The following is a 20,270-nucleotide window of genomic DNA, read 5'->3' on the forward strand; positions in this document are numbered from 1 at the left end:
GGGGATATCGATTGACACAAACAGAAAAGTACTTAGACCTTTCTTTAGAGGAAGTAATTAGTGATCGTTTTGGAAGATACAGTAAATATATTATCCAGGATAGAGCATTACCAGATGCCAGAGATGGACTAAAACCAGTACAACGAAGAATTTTATATGCAATGTTCGAGGAAAATAATACACATGATAAGAATTATCGAAAAGCTGCTAAAACAGTGGGAACCGTAATTGGGAACTATCATCCACATGGTGATACATCTGTTTATGATGCAATGGTTCGGCTTAGTCAAAATTGGAAAATGCGCAATAATTTAATTGAGATGCACGGGAATAACGGTAGTATGGATGGTGATCCACCTGCTGCGATGCGTTATACAGAGACAAGGTTATCACAGATTGCCTCTGAACTGTTGAGAGAAATTCATAAAGATACAGTGGACTTTATTCCTAACTTCGATGATACAACAAAAGAACCAACTGTGTTACCTGCTAAATTCCCCAATTTACTAGTAAATGGGTCAACAGGAATTTCAGCAGGTTATGCAACAGATATCCCACCACATAATTTAGCAGAAGTAATTGATGCTGTGATTATGAAAATTGATAAACCAGATGTAAATGTAGACAAGCTAATGACTGTTATGCAAGGTCCTGATTTCCCTACTGGAGGTATTATTCAAGGTATTGATGGAATAAAAAAGGCTTATGAAACAGGAAAAGGGAAAGTCGTCGTACGGGGAAAAGCAAAAATCGAGCCTGTTAGAGGAAATCGTGAACAAATTATTATCGACGAAATCCCTTACGATGTCAATAAAGCAAATCTAGTAAAAAAAATCGATGAATTACGCCTCGACCGGAAAGTAGAAGGCATTGCTGAAGTACGTGATGAAACTGATCGTACGGGACTTCGTATTGTAATTGAATTACGAAAAGATGTCGATAGTGAAGGGATTTTGAATTATTTATATAAAAATACAGATTTGCAAGTAACCTATCATTTCAATATGGTTGCAATACAGAATAAAACACCAAAACTACTTTCATTACCACAATTATTAGATGCTTATATTGATCATCAAAAGGAAGTTTTTACAAGACAAACCGCTTTCGACTTAAAAAAATCAAAGGAACGTGCCCATATAGTAGAAGGTCTTATAAAGGCAATATCTATTTTAGATAAATTAATTGAAACAATTCGTGCATCTAAGAATAAACGGGACGCAAAAGAAAACATTATTGCCAAATTTGGTTTTACTGAACAACAAGCTGAAGCAATCGTAATGTTACAATTATATCGTTTAACAAATACAGATATTTTGTCATTAGAAAAGGAAATGGAAGAATTACAGAAAAAAATTAACCAATATGAAGCCATTTTAAATGATGAAAAAAAATTGTACCAGAACATTAAAAAAGACTTACGTTCTATGAAGAAGACATATAAAACACCAAGACAAACAACGATTGAAAAAGAAATTGAGGAAATAACAATCGGTATTGAGGTGACGGTTGCTAGTGAAGATGTTCTTGTTTCTGTAACAAGAGATGGCTATATTAAACGCACCAGCTTACGCTCTTATACTGCCTCAAATGGGAAAGGCTTTGCAATAAAGGATGATGATCATTTAATTTCAATGATTGAAATGAATACAACAGATGACATTCTTTTATTTACGAATAGAGGAAACTATTTATATTTACCTGTCCATAAATTACCTGATATACGCTGGAAAGATATTGGTCAGCACATCTCCAATCTTGTTACTCTTGAACAGGATGAATTTATTATTCAATGTATCCCAATAAGACAATTTGATGATAACCACTATCTTATTTTCATAACAGAAAATGGAATGATTAAAAAGAGTAAATTGAAAGACTATGAAGCAAAGACATATACACGACCTCTAATTGCTATCAAATTAAATGAAGGTGATCAGGTCATTCAGGTATTACAAACTGATGGAAATAAGGAAGTGTTTATTGCCTCAAATGTGGGCTATGGTTTATGGTTTCATGAATCCGAACTAAAACCAATTGGTATTCGTGCTTCAGGTGTTAAATCTATTGATTTAAAAACAAATGAAAAAGTAATCAGTGGACAAGTGTTTACAGAAGAGGAAAAAGTAAATTTAATAGCAATCACACAGCGTGGTGCATGTAAACGCATGAAATTAAATCAGTTTGAGAAATCAAATCGTGCACGTCGTGGGTCTATCATGCTTCGTGAATTAAAAAATAAACCACATCGCTTACGTGGATTCTTCATGGTAACAAACGAGGAGAAAATATGCTTCCGAACAACAGAAGGGCAACAACATACCATTGAGCCATTAGGATTTTCCATTAGTGATCGTTATAGTAATGGATCCTTCATAATTGATAGCGATCATGACGGTGAAGTCTCACATGTGTGGAAAAAGGCAATATATGAACAACCATTTCGTGAAATTGAAAATAATTGAAAGTAAGACAGTTCTAAATTTGGAACTGTCTTTTTTCTTTATAGGTAGTCGGATTTCATGATAGAATAGTGCTTTCACTTACCATTCTTCACCTTTATATTTAAACTTCAGTTCAGCAGCATATAAATATTATCCAGATAAATGAAGGGACATACATTATTTAATTTTAAAAAAAACCTTTTTATTATCAGAAAAGTATGATAAGATATATTGTAATTGGGGAAGGGAGGTAATGATTTCGGAATTAAAGCAGAAAATTTTTCATACTGCCTTGAGTCTATTTGAAAAACATGGGTTCCATGGTGTAAGTGTAAAGGAAATAGTAGAAGCGGTCGGAACTTCTAAAGGTGGATTTTATCATCATTTTTCTTCAAAAGATGAATTACTCTTTCTGATTCATGATGAATTTATTACACATGCTCTTGAAAAAGCAAATAATGTACGAGATATCGCAGATTCACCGACAAACAAATTACGTGGAATTATCATTACATTTGTTGAGGTTTTCGATATATATCAAGCACATATTTCTGTTTTTTATCAAGAACATATTTATTTACCAGAAAAATATGAAACCATCATTAAGAAAAAAAGAGACCAATTTCGTGATATCATTATTCAAACAATAGACGAGGGCATTCAAACTGGAGAATTCAGAAAGGAACTGCATCCTATCATAACAAGTATGGCAATTTTAGGGATGGTAAATTGGATTTATAAATGGTATAGACGGGGCGGCGAGAAGACCATAGAAGAAATTGCTCATTACTATGAAGATTTAATCTTACAGGCAGTTGTTCAATATTAAATTTTATAAAATGTAAGCACTTTCATATGCCGATTTATTTTATCGAATATGAATTTATTTTTAATGTGAACAGACCAATCAGTCTGTAGTTTGATTAAACAAGGAGGGGTATTATGTTTGATTTAACACGTGAACAACGAATGATTCAAAAAATGGTTCGCGAATTTGCAGAAGAAGTCATTCAACCTGAGGCAATTATGATTGACAAAGAGGCAAAATTTCCAGAGCATATTTTTAAACAAATGGGTGAACTGGGGTTAATGGGAATTCCTTTTCCAGAAAAATATGGTGGGTCAGATGGAGATACAATTTCCTATGCCATTGCGGTGGAGGAAATAGGCCGTGTTTGTGGGAGTACCGGTTTAAGCTATGCAGCAAACGTATCTCTAGGGGCAAGCCCAATTTATTATTTTGGTACGGAAGAACAAAAGGAAACATATCTGGTTCCAATGGCAGAAGGAAAAGCACTCGGCTCATTTGGATTAACAGAACCTAATGCAGGATCTGATGCTGGAGGAACGAGAACCAAAGCTGTACTTGATGGAGATATGTATGTCATCAATGGCGAAAAATGTTTTATAACGAATGCAAGTTTTGCTAAAACAATTATCGTTACAGCAGTGACAGGGAAAGATGATAAGGGCAAAAATATTATTTCGGCACTTGTTGTACCTACTGACACAGAGGGATTAACGATTACAAGTAATTATGACAAAATGGGAGTAAGGGGCTCAGATACGGCTGAAATCGTACTTGAAAATGTAAGGGTTCCCAAAGAAAATTTATTAGGTGATCCTCAAAAAGGTTTTAAACAATTTTTATATACATTAGATGGTGGTCGAATTTCTATTGCTGCACTAGGTGTAGGGATTGCACAAGCATCTTTAGAAAAAGCATTAGCTTATGCGAAAGAAAGAACACAATTTGGCAATTCCATATCTAAATTTCAAGCAATTCAATTTAAACTGAGTGATATGGCAATGGAAGTAGAGTTAGCACGAAACATGTTGTATAAAGCTGCATGGTTAAAAGATAAAGAAAAACCATTCACAAAAGAAGCAGCATATGCCAAACTATTTGCAACAGAAACAGCATTTCGTTCAGCAAATCAAGCAATTCAAATTCATGGTGGATATGGTTATATGCGTGAATATGAAGTAGAAAGATATCTACGAGATGCTAAACTATTAGAAATTGGGGAAGGGACATCAGAAGTACAAAGAATGGTTATTGCTAGACAATTAGGTTGCTAATAGCTGTTTAGAGGAAGGGAGAGATATCATGATTAAAAAAGTACTCATTGCAAATCGAGGCGAAATTGCAACACGAATTATTCGTACATGTAAAGAAATGGGAATTGAAACTGTTGCCGTTTATTCAGAGGCAGATAAAGACGCTCCTTTTGTCATGATGGCAGATGAAAGTTTCTTATTGGGAGGTCCTCGTGTTAACGAAAGTTATTTAAATGTCGATAAACTTCTTTCAATTGCTAAAGAAAGTCAAGTAGACGCTATTCATCCAGGATATGGTTTTTTAAGTGAAAACGGGATGTTTGCTGAAAAATGTGAGGAAGAAAGTATTCCGTTTATCGGCCCAACAAGTCAAGTTATAAAACAAATGGGAAGTAAAATTGCAGCACGAAAAATAATGGATAAAGCTGGTGTACCAGTTGTCCCTGGAACAATGGAAGCAGTTCCTACAACAGAAGAAGCAATCGAAGTGGCGAACAAAATCGGTTACCCGGTAATGTTAAAAGCATCCTTAGGTGGTGGAGGTATAGGAATGCAAGTTGTACATTCTGACGACGAGTTACAACAAGCATTTGAACAAAACGCAAAAAGAGCAAAGACGTTTTTTGGTGATGGGTCAATGTTTGTTGAAAAAAAGGTTGACAATGCCAGACATATTGAAATTCAAATATTAGCTGACCATCACGGGAATGTTGTCCATTTATATGAACGTGAATGTTCGATTCAAAGAAGGAATCAAAAAGTAATCGAAGAAGCTCCCTCATCCTTTATCACTCAAAGGACAAGAGAAGCAATGGGAGAAGCCGCTGTTAAAGCTGCAAAAGCAGTCAATTACACAAATGCAGGTACAGTTGAATTTTTGGTAGATGAAGAGGAAAATTTTTACTTTCTAGAAATGAATACTAGGGTTCAAGTAGAACATCCGATTACAGAAGAAATAACTGGAATCGATATTGTGAAACAGCAATTTTTAATTGCAAGTGGTAAATCACTAGCAATTACACAGGATGAAATTAATATTAATGGTCATGCAATCGAAGCAAGGATTTATGCAGAAGATCCGATTACTTTCTTTCCGTCACCGGGGCAAATTTCTAAACTATCTGTACCAGAAGGAAAAAATATTCGTCATGAATTAGGTGTCACAGATAATTACCAAGTTACCCCTTTTTATGATCCGATGATTGCTAAATTAATTGTAAAAGGTAAGGATCGCGAAGAAGCAATTCAAGGGATGTCCAAGGCTTTAGAAAATTATCTTGTGGAAGGTATTAAGACAAATATTCCAATGCTTCAAACGGTTATCAACCATGAGCAATTTAAAGCTGGAAACACACAAATATCATTTGTAGAAGAATTCTATTTAACAACCGTAAAAAAATGAGGAGGAATAAAAATGGAAGAAATAAAAGCATCAATGGCAGGAAGTGTATGGAAAATTTTAGTGAAGGCTGGGGATCATGTCGAAGAAGACCAAGATGTTGTAATACTAGAGTCAATGAAAATGGAAATTCCTATCACATCAGATGAAGATGGTACAGTTAAAGAAGTAAAAATTGCCGAGGGAGATTTTGTTAACGAAGGAGATGTACTCGTTATTGTAGAGGAAGAATAAATCTTTTTTAGTATAGGAGGTGTATGATGACGGAACTAGTAAAGTTAGAAAAGCATAATCATCTTGCAATTATTACTTTAAATAGACCCGAAGCTGCCAATGCTTTATCACAAGACTTATTGAATCAGCTTATGAATACACTTGAAAATATTGATGAGAATCCAGAAATTCACTGTACAATTATAACCGGTGCTGGAGAAAAAGTGTTTTGTGCTGGTGCAGATTTAAAAGAGAGAAAAGGAATGTCAGATTCAGAGACAGTTCAAGCTGTTCAAATAATCGGAACTGTTATCTCACGAATTGAGAAGATGAAAATGCCAGTGATTGCTGCTATAAATGGGGCCGCTTTTGGTGGTGGACTTGAATTAGCATTAGCTTGCGATATACGTATAGCTATAAATACTGCGAAAATAGGGCTAACAGAAACATCATTAGCTATTATCCCAGGTGCAGGGGGTACTCAGAGATTACCTCGATTAATTGGAATTGGAAAAGCAAAACAATTAATCTATACTGCTAAACCGGTATCTGCAGAGGAAGCATTTGCTATTGGTTTAATTGAAGAAGTTGCGCCATCTAGTGCTCTAGAAACTGCTCTAGAAATGGGACAATCCATTGTTGAAAATGGCCCAATTGCATTAAAACAAGCAAAACTTGCGATTGATTTAGGAATAGGGACAGACATAGCAAGAGGACTGCAAATTGAAAATATCTGCTATGAAAAAACAATTCCAACAGAAGACCGCATGGAAGGTTTAATTGCTTTTCAAGAAAAGCGAAAACCAATGTATCAAGGGAAATAGACGTAGGAGGAATGATAAAGGATGTCTTTTGTAGAAGAACTTCAACACCGCGTTGAAAAGATAAAACAAGGCGGAAAAGAAAAATATCATCAAAAAAATGAAGAAAAAGGAAAGCTATTTGCTCGTAAACGTTTAGAGTTATTATTTGATGATGACTTAAATGTGGAGGATGCATTTTTTGCAAATTGCATGAATGATGATCTACCGTCAGATGGAGTTGTTACCGGAATTGGTAAAATTAATGGCCAAGAGGTTTGTGTCATGGCAAATGATTCCACCGTTAAGGCTGGTTCTTGGGGAAAAAGAACCGTAGAAAAAATCATTCGTATTCAAGAAACAGCTATGAAACTTGAAATACCAATGCTCTACCTTGTTGATTCTGCTGGTGCTAGAATTACTGATCAAATTGAAATGTTTCCAGGTAGAAGAGGAGCAGGTGCTATTTTCCATAATCAAATCAAAATGTCAGGGCGCGTTCCACAGGTTTGCTTATTATTTGGCCCTTCTGCTGCAGGTGGTGCATATATTCCTGCATTTTGTGACATCGTCATTATGGTTAAAGGAAATGCATCCATGTACTTAGGTTCTCCAAGGATGGCGGAAAAAGTAATTGGAGAAAAGGTGACATTAGAAGAAATGGGTGGTGCAAAAATGCACTGTTCTGTATCAGGATGCGGAGATATTTTAGCAAAGACGGAAGAGGAAGCAATTGAAAATGCCCGGGATTATTTATCTTATTTCCCAATGAACTTTAGACATAAACCAAAAACTCATCCTGCTAAAGATGCCAAGTCATTTGAAAAATCAATTGCAAAACTAATTCCAGAAAATCAAAATGCACCATTTAATATGCATGACTTTATTGATCATATCATAGACGAAGACAGTTTCTTTGAAATTAAAAAGCGGTTTGCAAAAGAACTTATTACAGGTTTTGCTCGAATCAATGGTCAATCTGTAGGAATTATTGCTAATCAACCACGTGTTAAAGGTGGCGTTCTCTTTCCAGATTCTGCAGATAAGTCTGCTAAATTTGTTCAGTTATGTGATGCATTTCATATTCCGTTACTGTTTTTAGTTGATGTTCCAGGATTTATGATTGGAACGCATGTTGAAAAACAAGGAATTATTCGTCACGGAGCAAAAATGCTTGCAACGATGAGTGAAGCTACTGTACCTAAGATTTCTGTTATCGTAAGGAAAGCATATGGAGCAGGATTATATGCAATGGCAGGACCAGCATTTGAACCAGATGCTTGTATCGCTTTACCAACTGCTCAAATAGCTGTAATGGGACCAGAAGCTGCTGTAAACGCTGTATATGCAAAGAAAATAGCAGAATTACCAGAAGAAGAACGACCAGCTTATGTAAAAGAGAAGCAAGAAGAATACCGTAATGATATTGATATCTATCGTTTAGCCGCAGATATGGTAATTGATGCTATCGTCAATCCGAATGATTTAAGAGATGAGCTAATCAAACGTTTTTCTGTTTATGATAAGAAAAATGTTGTGTTTACTGAACGAAAACATGGAGTTTATCCAGTCTAAATAAAAGATCCTCCTTAAAAATGCAACTTAATTCAAATCTTATCTAATTAATGATACATTGGAATTATGGATATTTTTAGCTAGCTTTAAGGGGGAGATATGTAATGGATGAGAGGGCATTTCGAGATGCGATGGGTAAATTTACAACAGGTATAACCATTGTCTCGTTAAAAGATAAATCTGGTAATAGATTAGGAATGACTGTAAACGCTTTTATGTCTATATCTTTACAACCACAATTAATCGCTATTTCAATCGGCGAAAATGCAAGTATGCATCCACAATTATTAGAGACAAATACACTTGGAATTAGTATTTTAAGTGAGGAACAAAAAGATATTTCCATGATTTTTTCGAAACAAAAAGAAAAAGATAGAGAAATTCCATTTATTGATATAGATGGAACACCTGTTATTGAAGATTCATTAGCAACACTAACATGTACTGTGAAAAAATCGATTAAAGCAGGTGATCATACCATTTTTATTGCAGAAGTTGATCATTTGAATGTAAATGAAGGCAATCCTATTTTATATTTTGGTGGAAATTATCGTACAATCGAAAAAGAATAAAAAGATTACTATTGTAATAGAAAAATTGTAATAGAAAAACCCCTTTTTAATCTAGAAGGGGTTTTTCTGATTTATTTATGGTAGATAACATACAAAAGTTTACGTATAATGGATATAGCATATTGGAAAGAAAGGATTGAAATTGTGACGCTAGCAATGAAAGATTCAATAAAAATGAATAAACAACAGCTTCTTGCATTATTCCAAGAAATGATACAAGAAGAAGATATGGAAAATGCAAATAAAATAGTTGATTTATATAAAAAACTTGAAGATAAAGAATTTGTTATCAGTTTTGCAGGTCATTTTTCTGCAGGGAAATCATCTATGATTAATGCATTACTTGGAAAGCAAATTTTGCCAAATAGTCCGATACCAACAAGTGCCAATATTGTAAAACTAACATCTGGTAAAGGATATGCCCGTGTTTATTTTCATAAAGATAATCCTATTCAATATAAAGAACCATATGATATAGAAATGATTAAGGATTATTGTATGGATAAAGATATGATTAAACAAATTGAAATTAATACAAAAGAAAACCTCATTCCTGAAAACTGTATAATTGTTGACACCCCAGGAATCGATGCAGCAGATGATGCAGACCGTCTAATGACCGAATCATCCTTACATTTGGTTGATGCTCTCTTTTATGTAATGGATTATAATCATGTTCAATCAGAAGTGAATTTACAATTTCTACAACAAATCCAGGCAATGAAAATTCCTTATTTCATTATCGTGAACCAAATTGATAAACATGATGAAAAAGAATTATCATTTGAAAATTTTAAACATAATGTACAAGAAACTTTTACACACTGGGGATTAAATCCAGAGAAAGTCTATTATACTTCTCTGTTCGATGATCAACTAGAAATAAATGAATTTCCTCAAGTAAAAGAGAAACTACGTATGTTATTGCAAAAAAATCATCAAGACCTTTTTCGTATCGATGAAGCAATAGAATATATCATCAAACAGCATAAGATGTATCAAAAAAATAAAGCAACAGAGCAAATAGCGGCATTATATACAGACGATACAATTGCAGAAGAAAATGTGCCTGAAAAAATCCAAAAAATGAAGAGAAAAATAGAAGCGATTGAAGAAAGAACACAAGCATTAGAAATTCAATTTAAAAGTGACTTAAATACAACATTGGATAATGCTTATCTCATGCCACGGGAATTAAGAGATAAAGCAAAAATGTATCTAGAAGCAAACCAGTCAGACTTTAAAGTTGGATTTTTTGGTGCAAAGAAAAAAACTGCTCATGAAAAAAAGCGGAGAGAAGAAGTATTTTTAACTGGTTTAAATGATTCCATCCAATCAAATATTCAATGGAAAATCCGTGAGAAATTTTTAAATTTATTAAATGATTATCGTATTACGGATTCACAATTAAAAAATATAATCCAAGGAATTGCCATTTCTTTTACAAAAGAAGATTTGGAAAGAAAGCTTAATCCTGGTGCAAAAGTAAATGGGAATTATGTATTAAATTATACGGATGAACTGAGTGCATCCATTAAACAGAAATATAAACAACAAGCAAATACAATCAAAGAAGATATAATTTGTACATTTGAAGAACAAACAAAGGAAGAGAGAGACTCCTTAGAAGAGCAATTAGAAAAATTAATGAAATTACAAAAAGGAGAAGAACAAGAAGAAGCAATCCAAAAATCTCTACAAGAATCTTTTGACAATCTTGATCACCACTTAGATGACATAGTAATTACAGAGGATACAAAACAATTACTACAACGAAAATTAAAAAGAAATCAAACTATTAAAGAAATGTCAACAGATGAAATCATTCTAAATCAAGAGAAGAAAAGTACGACGAAAAAAGTTATTGAACAAGAACAGAGACAAACACGAACTACCACATCGCATTCGAGTAAAGAGATCATTCCATGGATTGATCAGGCTGTGTCTGTTATTGAATCATTACCTGGATTTGAAAAAATTATAGAATCGATTCGTACCAAAAAAGACCGTTTAGAAAATCGAAATCTAACAATTGCTTTGTTTGGTGCATTTAGTGCAGGAAAATCTTCCTTGATTAATGCCTTAATTGGAAAAAATTTAATGCCATCATCACCAAATCCGACAACAGCAGTAATTAATCGAATTTCGCCTGTATCAGAAACAAAAAAACATGGTACTGCAAAAGTTTATTTGAAATCAGAACAATTGTTAATGGATGATTTAATTGAAATTGTGAAACCTTTCAATCCACCAAAAACAAATCATTTTGGTGAGTTATTACAATGGGCCGAAGAAAAACGTATACCCGAAAAAGCTGAATTAAATAAAATGTATCAAGCTTATATAAAAGCATTGATACTTGGATATAAACAATTAGAACCATATATTGGGAAAACAATGATGATTACATTAGAAGAATTTGCTTCATTTGCTGTTGAGGAACAAAAGGCAGCATATGTGGAAGCAATTGATCTTTATTATGATTGTTCGATTACAAAGCAAGGAATTACCTTAGTAGATACACCTGGAGCAGATTCTATTAATGCAAGACATACGAATGTATCTTTTGATTATATTAAATTTGCTGATGCTATTCTTTATGTAACATATTACAATCATGCTCTTTCACGAGCAGATAAAGACTTTCTAATGCAACTAGGTAGAGTGAAAGAATCCTTTGAATTAGATAAAATGTTTTTTATTATCAATGCTTCTGACTTAGCAAAAGATAAGAAGGAATTAGAATTAGTCACTAATTATGTTCAAGAACAATTGTTACAACTTGGAATACGCTTCCCTAGAATTTATCCAGTCTCAAGTAAAAAGTCTTTAGAAGAAATAGAAAATAATCAACCATTAAACAGGGAAATGGATCAGTTTGAACAAGACTTTTTCCATTTCGTCCATGAAGATTTAGTTGCATTGCTTATAGAATCACTTATATTTGATGTGAAACGAGCAGAGAAAACCGTAGCAAATTATTTAGATGTTTTACACTTGGATGAAAAAGAGAAGGAAAATTATCGTCTTCAATTACAACAAGAACAAACTAAGATGAAACAAATTATTTCTAATCTTGATTTATCCGTCTATATAACTCGTTTACAAGAGCGAATCCAAAAGCAAATCTATTATTTGGAAGAACGATTTGCATTACGTTTCCATGATATGTTTAAAGATGAATTCAATCCAACTACCATTACTAAATCAGGGAGAGAAGGAATTCATCAATTACAAACCTGCATGCGTAGTTTACTTGATTATTCAGGTTATGAATTACTTCAAGAAATACGTGCAATTAGCTTACGGATTGAAAAGTTTATCAATGATTTGACAGCGGAAATCTATCAAAATATAATTGAACAAATAAAGAAACTAGACACGAAAATCACATTGGCTTCTTTTGAAAACTTTTCATTGAAAACACCGGAATTCAAACAAGCATTTCAAGATATTTCAGTTAGTATGTTCCAAAAAGCATTAGCGAAGTTTAAGGGAACAAAAGCATTTTTCGTAAATAATGAGAAAGAGAAAATACGTGAGGACTTACTTACAATTCTAAAACCAGAAATAAAGCAGTATTTACAAGATTCCAAAGAAATGATGGATAGTTCCTTCTATGATCAATGGAAAACATATATCGATATATTAGAGAAAAAAGTAATGGAAGAGATTGATATATATGTTGATAATCAACTAGCTTTTATAAAAGATACCAATGATGCAGAAACGTATTTACAAACAAAAGAGATGTTAACAGAAATTCTTACAACAATTGAAAAATAAAAGGATGTTTATTCATGGAGAAAAAGGCAGTTATGCTTGTTGATGGGATGGCTTTATTATTTAGAGGCTATTATGCAACGGCATATCGAGGAAATTTTATGAAGACAGAAAATGGAACTCCTACAAATGGGGTACAGCAATTTCTCCGATACTTCTTGAATGCAATTCATAAATTCGGACCATCCCATGTAATCTGTTGCTGGGACATGGAATCTAGGACGTTTCGTACTGAAATGTATGAACCATATAAAGCAAATCGATCTTTACCACCGGAAGAATTGGTTCCACAATTTGATTTAGTAAAAAATGTAGTGGAAGCTTTTGATGTTCCAAACATTGGTCTGGAAAACTATGAAGCAGATGATTGTATCGGAACACTTGCCAAAGAATATGGTGTAGATCATGATGTTCTAATCCTGACTGGTGATCATGATATCTTACAACTTGTTGATGAACAAATACAAGTTGCTATTATGAAAAAAGGTCAGGGAAATTATGAAGTTTATAATCTAGATAACTTTTATGAAAAAAAGGGTATTTACCCTCATCAAATGATTGATATGAAAGGTTTAATGGGAGATACGGCTGATAACTATCCAGGAGTGAAAGGAATAGGGGAGAAAACAGCACGTAAACTATTAACTGAATATGAAACCATTGATACCTTACTTGAAAATATTTATCAATTATCAACTAGTTTACAAGACAAATTACAAACAGACATAGACATGTTACATTTATCTCGTGAGTTAGCAGAGATAAAATGCGATATTCCTATTACATGTAATTTAGATAATGCAGTGTGGGAATATAATCAAGAGAAAGTTATAACTGTTTTTAAAAAATTACAGTTTACCCGTTTATTAGATTTGGTATAAAATATCATTTTTGATAAATACTATGTTGTAAGAACCTTAAAAACTAGACGTACGTGTCAAATTGTCTTATAATACCCTTAGAGGTATAGGGGGATTTAAAATGGAATATACATCACAAGTAAAAAACCGTTTAAAAAGAGTAGAAGGGCAGGTACGCGGTGTATTACGCATGATGGATGAAGAAAAGGAATGTAAAGATGTCATCAGTCAATTATCTGCAGCACGTTCTGCCTTAGATAGAGCAATTGCATTAATTGTTGCGGAAAATTTACAAGTATGTGTAAAAGAACAATATGAAAACGGTGAAGAAAGTTCTGATGTTGTACAAGAAGCAATACAATTATTAGTCAAAAGTAGATAAAGAAATTTCTTTCCGTTAAAATGGAAAAACCAGGGAGTAAATGAATGTACTTCCTGGTTTTTTTATGCTATTAAAACGATTGAATGATTGATGAATTCTTCCATTTCTTTGCAACGTGGTTTTTTCGTTGTTCATGTTTTTCGAGGTAAATCATCGTTGTTTCTATTTTTTTATGTCCTAATGCTTGCATGATTCGAAAAATATCTGCACCTTCCTCAGCACTTATTATTGCAAAGCCATGACGCAATGTATGTGGTGTTATCGAGCGATTTTCGTCGTTTATAAAAGGAAGGTCAGCTCTAGACAGTGCATCAGATAAATATTTGGATAAATATTTATAAGAATAGGGACGATGTCTTGCCGTAACAAAAAGAAAGGATTTATCGTTTTTATTCAAATTTGTTTCTAAGCCCCGTCTCTTACGAAAATCAATAATCGCTTGGAATACATTCGGAAAAATAAATAGCTCTCGTTTTTCATTTCCCTTTCCAATGACTTCTAACCAGTGTCCGTCACCATCATAGGATAAGTCACAAATTCTAGCTGTAGAAATCTCCCTAATCCTTGCTCCCGTTGTGAGTAGAACAGACAAGAAGCCAAAGACGATAGGATGTTTTTCATAATAATGTAATAACTGGATTGCTTCTTCTGTATATAGATCTCGGTTCGGTCGATCGCGTCTATGTATATTAGCACTTTTAAATGTTGCATGAAGTGGCTTTGTTATATATTTTTTATGATACAAAAATGTTAGGAAAGACTTAAAGATTCCTGTTTTCCTTGCTATTGTTGCAACCGAATACGGCTTATTTCCTTTACCATTAGGAACAATTTTTAACCAGTCTTGAAACTTGCGGATATGTTTTCTTTCTATGTTCTTAAATATTGAATAAATATCCAGATTTGATAGGTGAAAAGATATTATCTCACCATGGTTCATAAATAGATCATAGATCCATAATAGTTCTCGCAAATACTCCTGTTTTGTCTCTTTTGTTCGGTTTTTCCTCTCATCTTGGTCCTTTTCCTCGTGAACAAACAGATAGATCATTTCTAAATCACTAAAATAAGAATAATCCTCATCATTTTTAGAATCTATGATATCTAACATTTTATGATACAAAGTTACATTTAGCATATTGTGTACTAAGTTCGGAATCATCTGTTTATTTAATGTTATATTTGACAATGATAGTTTATCCTTATTTGTATTATTCGTCAATGAATGATTTGTAGTCATTATATATACTCCAATCTATTGATACTAATTATATTATATATACTTTATTTTATATACAACAGAATCAATATATATAAATATACAATACCTATAATATAAATGAATTAATTGATATTATAACACTTAATATCTTTTAATAGTAGAAAAATGGTCTATTTGTCACCATTATTAATATTATTATATATTTTATAATTAAGACTTAATATATGATGTTTTATTATTTTTATATTAATATTTAATTATGATATGATGATATTAGTATACATATATTAAAACTTAGAATGTCAGGAGAGTTTATTGTGGTAAATGATGAACAATTACTAACAACAAAACAAGTTGCGGAGATTTTGAATTTGTCGATTCCAACAATTTATAAATATATTAAAGAAAAAAGATTGCATCCAATTTATGAAGATTCTTGGCAAATTGATGAAACGCATTTATTTAAGAAAGAGGACGTAGAGGAGTTAAAGGGTAAGTTAAAAAAACCTGGGCTTACAACTGGGGAAGTAGCCAAACAATTACAAGTACATCCCACGACCGTTGCTACCTATATAAAAAAAGGAGAATTAAAAGCAACCAAACAACTATATAAAGGAAGAAATCTATATTTTATTAAAGAAGAAGAAGTTGTCAATTTCAAAAGATCACATCCAAAACAACAAAAACGAAGAAAAAAGGACTTTTATCATAAAGCAACAGGATTGTACTTATTTCAGACGGTGAAAAACAAACAAACGTTTGAACTAGGAAGAATTATGAAATTATCCAATGGAAGTGGAGAAGTATGGACTGAGAGTGGGGAGATTATAGTCTTTGATCAGATGCAACAGCATAATTTTTTTGCTGTGGAAAACTTTTTAGAGAAATCCTATATTACGAAACGTGGGTATGTAATTTTTCGCTTTCCAATACCAAAACATATCGCTTCACCTATTTTTCCACTTATTGAATTATTTTATCGTGCACTAAGCTACCGGAATATCCGGGTAACCAAGAGGGAACAACATATTCAACTAGAAGTAAAGCCCTGTTTCATAAAAGAGTTAAATGAAGACTCGCATCCATATGAAATAAATTTATTACAAAAGCATATTATAAAAGGTTCTGTTATAAAGAGACATAATGGCCTGCTTTTGGAAAGTGATATGGAAGTGTTAACCATTAATCTTTCTTCCTCATTAAAAAATCGTTTAAAAGAGTTAGCAAAACATCAAGATCTAACAATGGAAGAGTATGTTCGTAAATTAATACAGATGAAAGCATCTGAACATCAATAGTTATTAAAAAGAGGAAATATGACTATATATTTTTTAAAATAAGCCGATAAAAGGATAAAGACGTTTTTAAAATAAGTGGAGAATTAGGAGAGAATGTTTCATTATGATAGATAATGCTGATATTTTATTAGAAAGTGGCACAAATGAATTGGAAGTTATTTTATTTGAAGTTGGACTTGGGACATATGGGATAAACGTGCTAAAAGTACGTGAAATCATTCAACCTGTACCGGTAACAAAAATACCAAATTCACCAGATAATGTAGAAGGTTTGATTATGCTGCGTGATGAAGTATTACCAGTTATTAACTTGGCACAAGTTTTAAATGTGGAAAATTCATCTGATGCATCAAAGGACAAATTTATTATTGGGGAATTAAATCAAATTAAAATTGCATTTCGTGTACATCATGTATCACGGATTCACCGTATTTCATGGGAGCAAATCGAAAAACCAAATGAATTATCAACTGGGAATCAAGTATATGCAATTGGAATTATAAAGTTAGAAGAAACTATGCCGGTTTTATTAGATTTTGAAAAAATAATCATCGATATTGCTCCTGAATCTGGTATAAATGTTGATACATTAAATACCTTGGGACCACGAGAGCGATCTAGTAAGCATATTATAGCAGCTGAAGATTCTGCTGTATTACGGGAATTATTAAAAGATACGTTAGTGAAAGCAGGTTATGAAAAAGTAACATTTTTTGGCGATGGAAAGGAAGCTTGGGAATATTTATCATCTTTATCAAATGACAATGAAATGGATCCATCAGAAAAAGTCCAATTAGTACTTACAGATATTGAAATGCCACAAATGGATGGACACCATTTAACAAAGAAAATTAAAGAAGATGCTCGTTTAAAAGAAATTCCAGTTATTATTTTCTCATCTTTAATTACAGATGATCTATTCCATAAGGGCAAACAAGTAGGAGCAAGTTCACAAGTAAGTAAACCTCAGATTGTGGAATTAGTGAAAGAGATTGATCAGTATATATTATAATGACTTATTTCATTTTCGTTATTAATAAAAATAACCCTAATGAATAACAGAACCTTTCGGCCAGTTGTCGATTAAGTATAGACAACTGGTTGTGTATTATTTGCTTAAATAACCCAAAACGGGAGGGATTACATCGCTAATATATACTTTTTCATTATATTTCTTCAACGTATCAGAGAAGCAACTCTATGGAAAGTCGCTTTTTTGGTGGTGCGCTAGGAATGACAGTATGTATGAAGATGAAGATCTTTCGTCAAAAGAAAAATATGCAACATTTACTATTGGTTTTCGATTTTAGCACTCACACAAATAGCTTCAAGCATTTACAAGCTAGAGTAGATATCCATATAAAAGCGTGCAATTATAAGGAATGTAAAAAGATGTCACTAAATAGTCGTAGATAGTGGATTTAATCTATTCTAGTTTACATAATATATATTATAGGAAGTAATAAATGAAAACTATCACCGTATCTCATAAATAAAGTATACTTGTGATAGTGAGATATTAAATTTATTTTTCCTTTTTGAAATCATCGATAATTGTCTGATCTAATGGTCTTGTTGCTGGTCCTGTTATAACTTCACCAGTATAAGAAAATCTAGATCCATGACATGGACAATCCCATGTTTGATCTCCTGAATTCCATTCTACTTCGCAACGAAGATGTGTACATGTTGTATCAAGCATATACACTTTATGATTTTCATCCATAAATACACCTGTTCGATTTCCATTAATTCTTGTAACTAATGCATTACCCGGTGTTAAATTTTCTATCGATTGAATGTCTTTTGTGTTCTCTAATTTACCTTTAATTAGGTGTTTTGCTACATCGAAATTCACGGCTGTAAATTGTTTTAATGATGGATTTATTTGAAATCTGGATGGCGTAAACAATTCCATATATGGATTTTTCCTATTTAAGATATAGTCAGTAATTACCTTTGCTGCAATTGTTCCATTTGTCATACCCCATTTACGGAATCCTGTTGCAACAAAAACATTTGATTGTGTTTTTGTAATTGAGCCGATATAAGGAATTTTATCTAATGTTGTTAAGTCTTGTGCCGACCAGCGATACATATAATCAGAGACATTAAAGTATTTATTAGCATAATCGTACAATGCTTGATAATGTTTCGTTGTCGATTTTCCTTGTCCTGTTTTATGGTTTTCTCCACCAATCAACCATAAATCTTCTCCGTTTAAAGATGTTGAACGAATGGATCTAGTTGGAGATTCCGCATTAATATATATTCCACCTGGATATGTTAGGAATGATTTTACGGCAATGACATAGGCTCTTTCTGCATACATGCGTGTTGGATAAAATCCTTGTCCATCATAAAATGGGAATTGAGATGCTTCTACCACATAATCACAAATAATTCGTGCTCCATCACGTGTAACAATTGTAGGTTTTTTATTATACTCCACATCTGTTGCTGTTGTTTGTTCAAATATCTGAACTCCCATTTTTACACATTCATCCACTAGTTTCCTTAAATATTTTAGCGGGTGAAACATTGCTTGGTTTTTCATTTTTAATGCCTTTTTAAAAGGGATGTTTAATGGTATTTTAGTTGTTAACTCCCCTTCAATTCCTAATTGGTCATAGGCTTTTTTCTCTAATTCCAATTTCCGAATATATGAGTTTTTATTTGTATAAATATAGGCATCTTCATTCCGATAATCACAATCTATATCATGTGTTGAAATATTTCCCTCAATCATCTGCTTTGCTTCTATCTGTGCTTGATAGTACAACTTTGCATTTTCTTCCCCAAAATTTTGGATAAGCTCATCATATATTAGCCCATGCTGAGCAGTTATTTTTGCTGTTGTATGGCCGGTTGTTCCATTGAGTATAGATCCTGAATCGATTAAAATGACTTTTATATTTTCTTGTGCCAAAAGATAAGCAGCAGTCAGTCCAGTGATACCACCACCAACTATTCCAACCTCTGCTCTACTCGTTTCTTTTAGTTTTGGATATTTCTCAAACTGAACCGAATCACGCCAATACGGCTCAGGAGAATCTGTTAATTGATTATGGTTTGTCATTAATCTATCCCCTTTTTACTATTGGTTATATTATTATTATCCCCGGATAAAAATAAAATAATGCATTAAAAACACTAATACAAGTGTTTTTAATGCATTTTGTAGGGATAAAATACTTCATTCTGATAATAATGTCTCTTCTTCACTTCTACTATGAATTTCATTAACAACAAGTAAAGAATTAAAATAATTTAAAACATCATTTGTAATGGTATCTTGATCTACTTCTTCTTTAATTTTGCCAACAATGATTCGGAGTAAATCATGATCTCTTGTTAACATATGTATATCCTTTTCTAGCTCTGGTTTATTTTTCACGATTTCTTGATAAAAACCATCTTCCTCTGCATCAGCATGTGCAATTATACGAGATTCCCAGTGTTCGATTAATGTTTTCGCGGCTTTTAAACATTCTTCTATGCGGTCTTCATGGAAAAGTCTCTCCACCACTTCGGTTAAATCTCTAGCCTCTGAAAATGCTCCATTATGAATCGCACGATGGGCAGTAAGTTTACGTAAAGAAGGTCCTATAGCCATTATTTTATCCTCCAATCCTATATGTATTTTCATCATAACATAAAA

The 20,270-nt window shown here is 32.8% G+C and carries 16 protein-coding genes; 13 read left to right on the top strand and 3 right to left on the bottom strand.

Features of this window, described 5'->3' with window-relative positions; genetic code table 11:
• Window positions 1–11 precede the first annotated feature (11 nt).
• The 11 genes from parC (at window position 12) to FHP05_RS01900 (ending at window position 14,089) form a co-directional block, all read left to right on the top strand.
• A complete protein-coding gene (gene parC / locus FHP05_RS01850; protein ID WP_147665523.1) occupies window positions 12–2,465 on the top strand; it encodes a DNA topoisomerase IV subunit A in 2,454 nt (817 codons plus the stop codon).
• Between the two features lie 232 nt (window positions 2,466–2,697).
• A complete protein-coding gene (locus FHP05_RS01855; protein WP_147665525.1) occupies window positions 2,698–3,273 on the top strand; it encodes a TetR/AcrR family transcriptional regulator in 576 nt (191 codons plus the stop codon).
• A gap of 110 nt (window positions 3,274–3,383) precedes the next feature.
• Window positions 3,384–4,526, top strand: a complete 1,143-nt coding sequence (locus tag FHP05_RS01860) for an acyl-CoA dehydrogenase family protein (protein WP_147665526.1) — start codon at window positions 3,384–3,386, stop codon at window positions 4,524–4,526.
• 28 nt (window positions 4,527–4,554) lie between these two features.
• Window positions 4,555–5,907, top strand: coding sequence for an acetyl-CoA carboxylase biotin carboxylase subunit (locus tag FHP05_RS01865; RefSeq protein ID WP_147665527.1), 1,353 nt, complete (start codon window positions 4,555–4,557; stop codon window positions 5,905–5,907).
• 12 nt (window positions 5,908–5,919) lie between these two features.
• Window positions 5,920–6,138 carry an acetyl-CoA carboxylase biotin carboxyl carrier protein subunit gene (locus FHP05_RS01870; protein ID WP_147665528.1) on the top strand — a complete coding sequence of 73 codons (219 nt, stop codon included), beginning with the start codon at window positions 5,920–5,922 and terminating at the stop codon, window positions 6,136–6,138.
• A 26-nt stretch (window positions 6,139–6,164) separates the two neighbouring features.
• A complete protein-coding gene (locus tag FHP05_RS01875; RefSeq protein WP_147665529.1) occupies window positions 6,165–6,941 on the top strand; it encodes an enoyl-CoA hydratase in 777 nt (258 codons plus the stop codon).
• A gap of 21 nt (window positions 6,942–6,962) precedes the next feature.
• Complete coding sequence (locus tag FHP05_RS01880; RefSeq protein ID WP_147665530.1) at window positions 6,963–8,492, top strand: acyl-CoA carboxylase subunit beta; 1,530 nt, start codon at window positions 6,963–6,965, stop codon at window positions 8,490–8,492.
• A gap of 104 nt (window positions 8,493–8,596) precedes the next feature.
• The gene (locus FHP05_RS01885; protein ID WP_147665531.1) at window positions 8,597–9,064 is read left to right on the top strand and encodes a flavin reductase family protein; all 468 of its coding nucleotides are present in this window, start codon (window positions 8,597–8,599) and stop codon (window positions 9,062–9,064) included.
• 108 nt (window positions 9,065–9,172) lie between these two features.
• Window positions 9,173–12,850, top strand: coding sequence for a dynamin family protein (locus FHP05_RS01890; protein WP_147665532.1), 3,678 nt, complete (start codon window positions 9,173–9,175; stop codon window positions 12,848–12,850).
• Between the two features lie 14 nt (window positions 12,851–12,864).
• The gene (locus FHP05_RS01895) at window positions 12,865–13,728 is read left to right on the top strand and encodes a 5'-3' exonuclease (protein WP_147665533.1); all 864 of its coding nucleotides are present in this window, start codon (window positions 12,865–12,867) and stop codon (window positions 13,726–13,728) included.
• A 100-nt stretch (window positions 13,729–13,828) separates the two neighbouring features.
• Window positions 13,829–14,089, top strand: a complete 261-nt coding sequence (locus tag FHP05_RS01900) for a metal-sensitive transcriptional regulator (RefSeq protein ID WP_147665534.1) — start codon at window positions 13,829–13,831, stop codon at window positions 14,087–14,089.
• A 70-nt stretch (window positions 14,090–14,159) separates the two neighbouring features.
• On the opposite strand, the gene FHP05_RS01905 is transcribed toward FHP05_RS01900, so the two are convergent.
• On the bottom strand, window positions 14,160–15,329 hold the full coding sequence (locus tag FHP05_RS01905) for a tyrosine-type recombinase/integrase (RefSeq protein WP_147665535.1): 1,170 nt from the start codon (window positions 15,327–15,329) through the stop codon (window positions 14,160–14,162).
• A gap of 299 nt (window positions 15,330–15,628) precedes the next feature.
• Between FHP05_RS01905 and FHP05_RS01910 the strand changes: the two genes are divergently transcribed.
• Window positions 15,629–16,609: a helix-turn-helix domain-containing protein gene (locus FHP05_RS01910; protein ID WP_191126199.1), complete on the top strand. Its 981-nt coding sequence runs from the start codon at window positions 15,629–15,631 to the stop codon at window positions 16,607–16,609.
• Window positions 16,610–16,712: 103 nt separating this feature from the next.
• Window positions 16,713–17,621, top strand: a complete 909-nt coding sequence (locus tag FHP05_RS01915; RefSeq protein WP_147665537.1) for a chemotaxis protein — start codon at window positions 16,713–16,715, stop codon at window positions 17,619–17,621.
• Between the two features lie 513 nt (window positions 17,622–18,134).
• Here FHP05_RS01915 and FHP05_RS01920 read toward each other — a convergent pair.
• On the bottom strand, window positions 18,135–19,688 hold the full coding sequence (locus FHP05_RS01920) for an FAD-dependent oxidoreductase (RefSeq protein WP_147665538.1): 1,554 nt from the start codon (window positions 19,686–19,688) through the stop codon (window positions 18,135–18,137).
• A gap of 117 nt (window positions 19,689–19,805) precedes the next feature.
• Window positions 19,806–20,225 (bottom strand): hemerythrin domain-containing protein, encoded by a 420-nt coding sequence (locus FHP05_RS01925; RefSeq protein WP_147665539.1) that lies wholly within the window; start codon window positions 20,223–20,225, stop codon window positions 19,806–19,808.
• Window positions 20,226–20,270 lie beyond the last annotated feature (45 nt).

Origin of the sequence: Cerasibacillus terrae (genome assembly GCF_008039555.1) — a bacterium.
Lineage (GTDB): Bacteria > Bacillota > Bacilli > Bacillales > Amphibacillaceae > Cerasibacillus > Cerasibacillus terrae.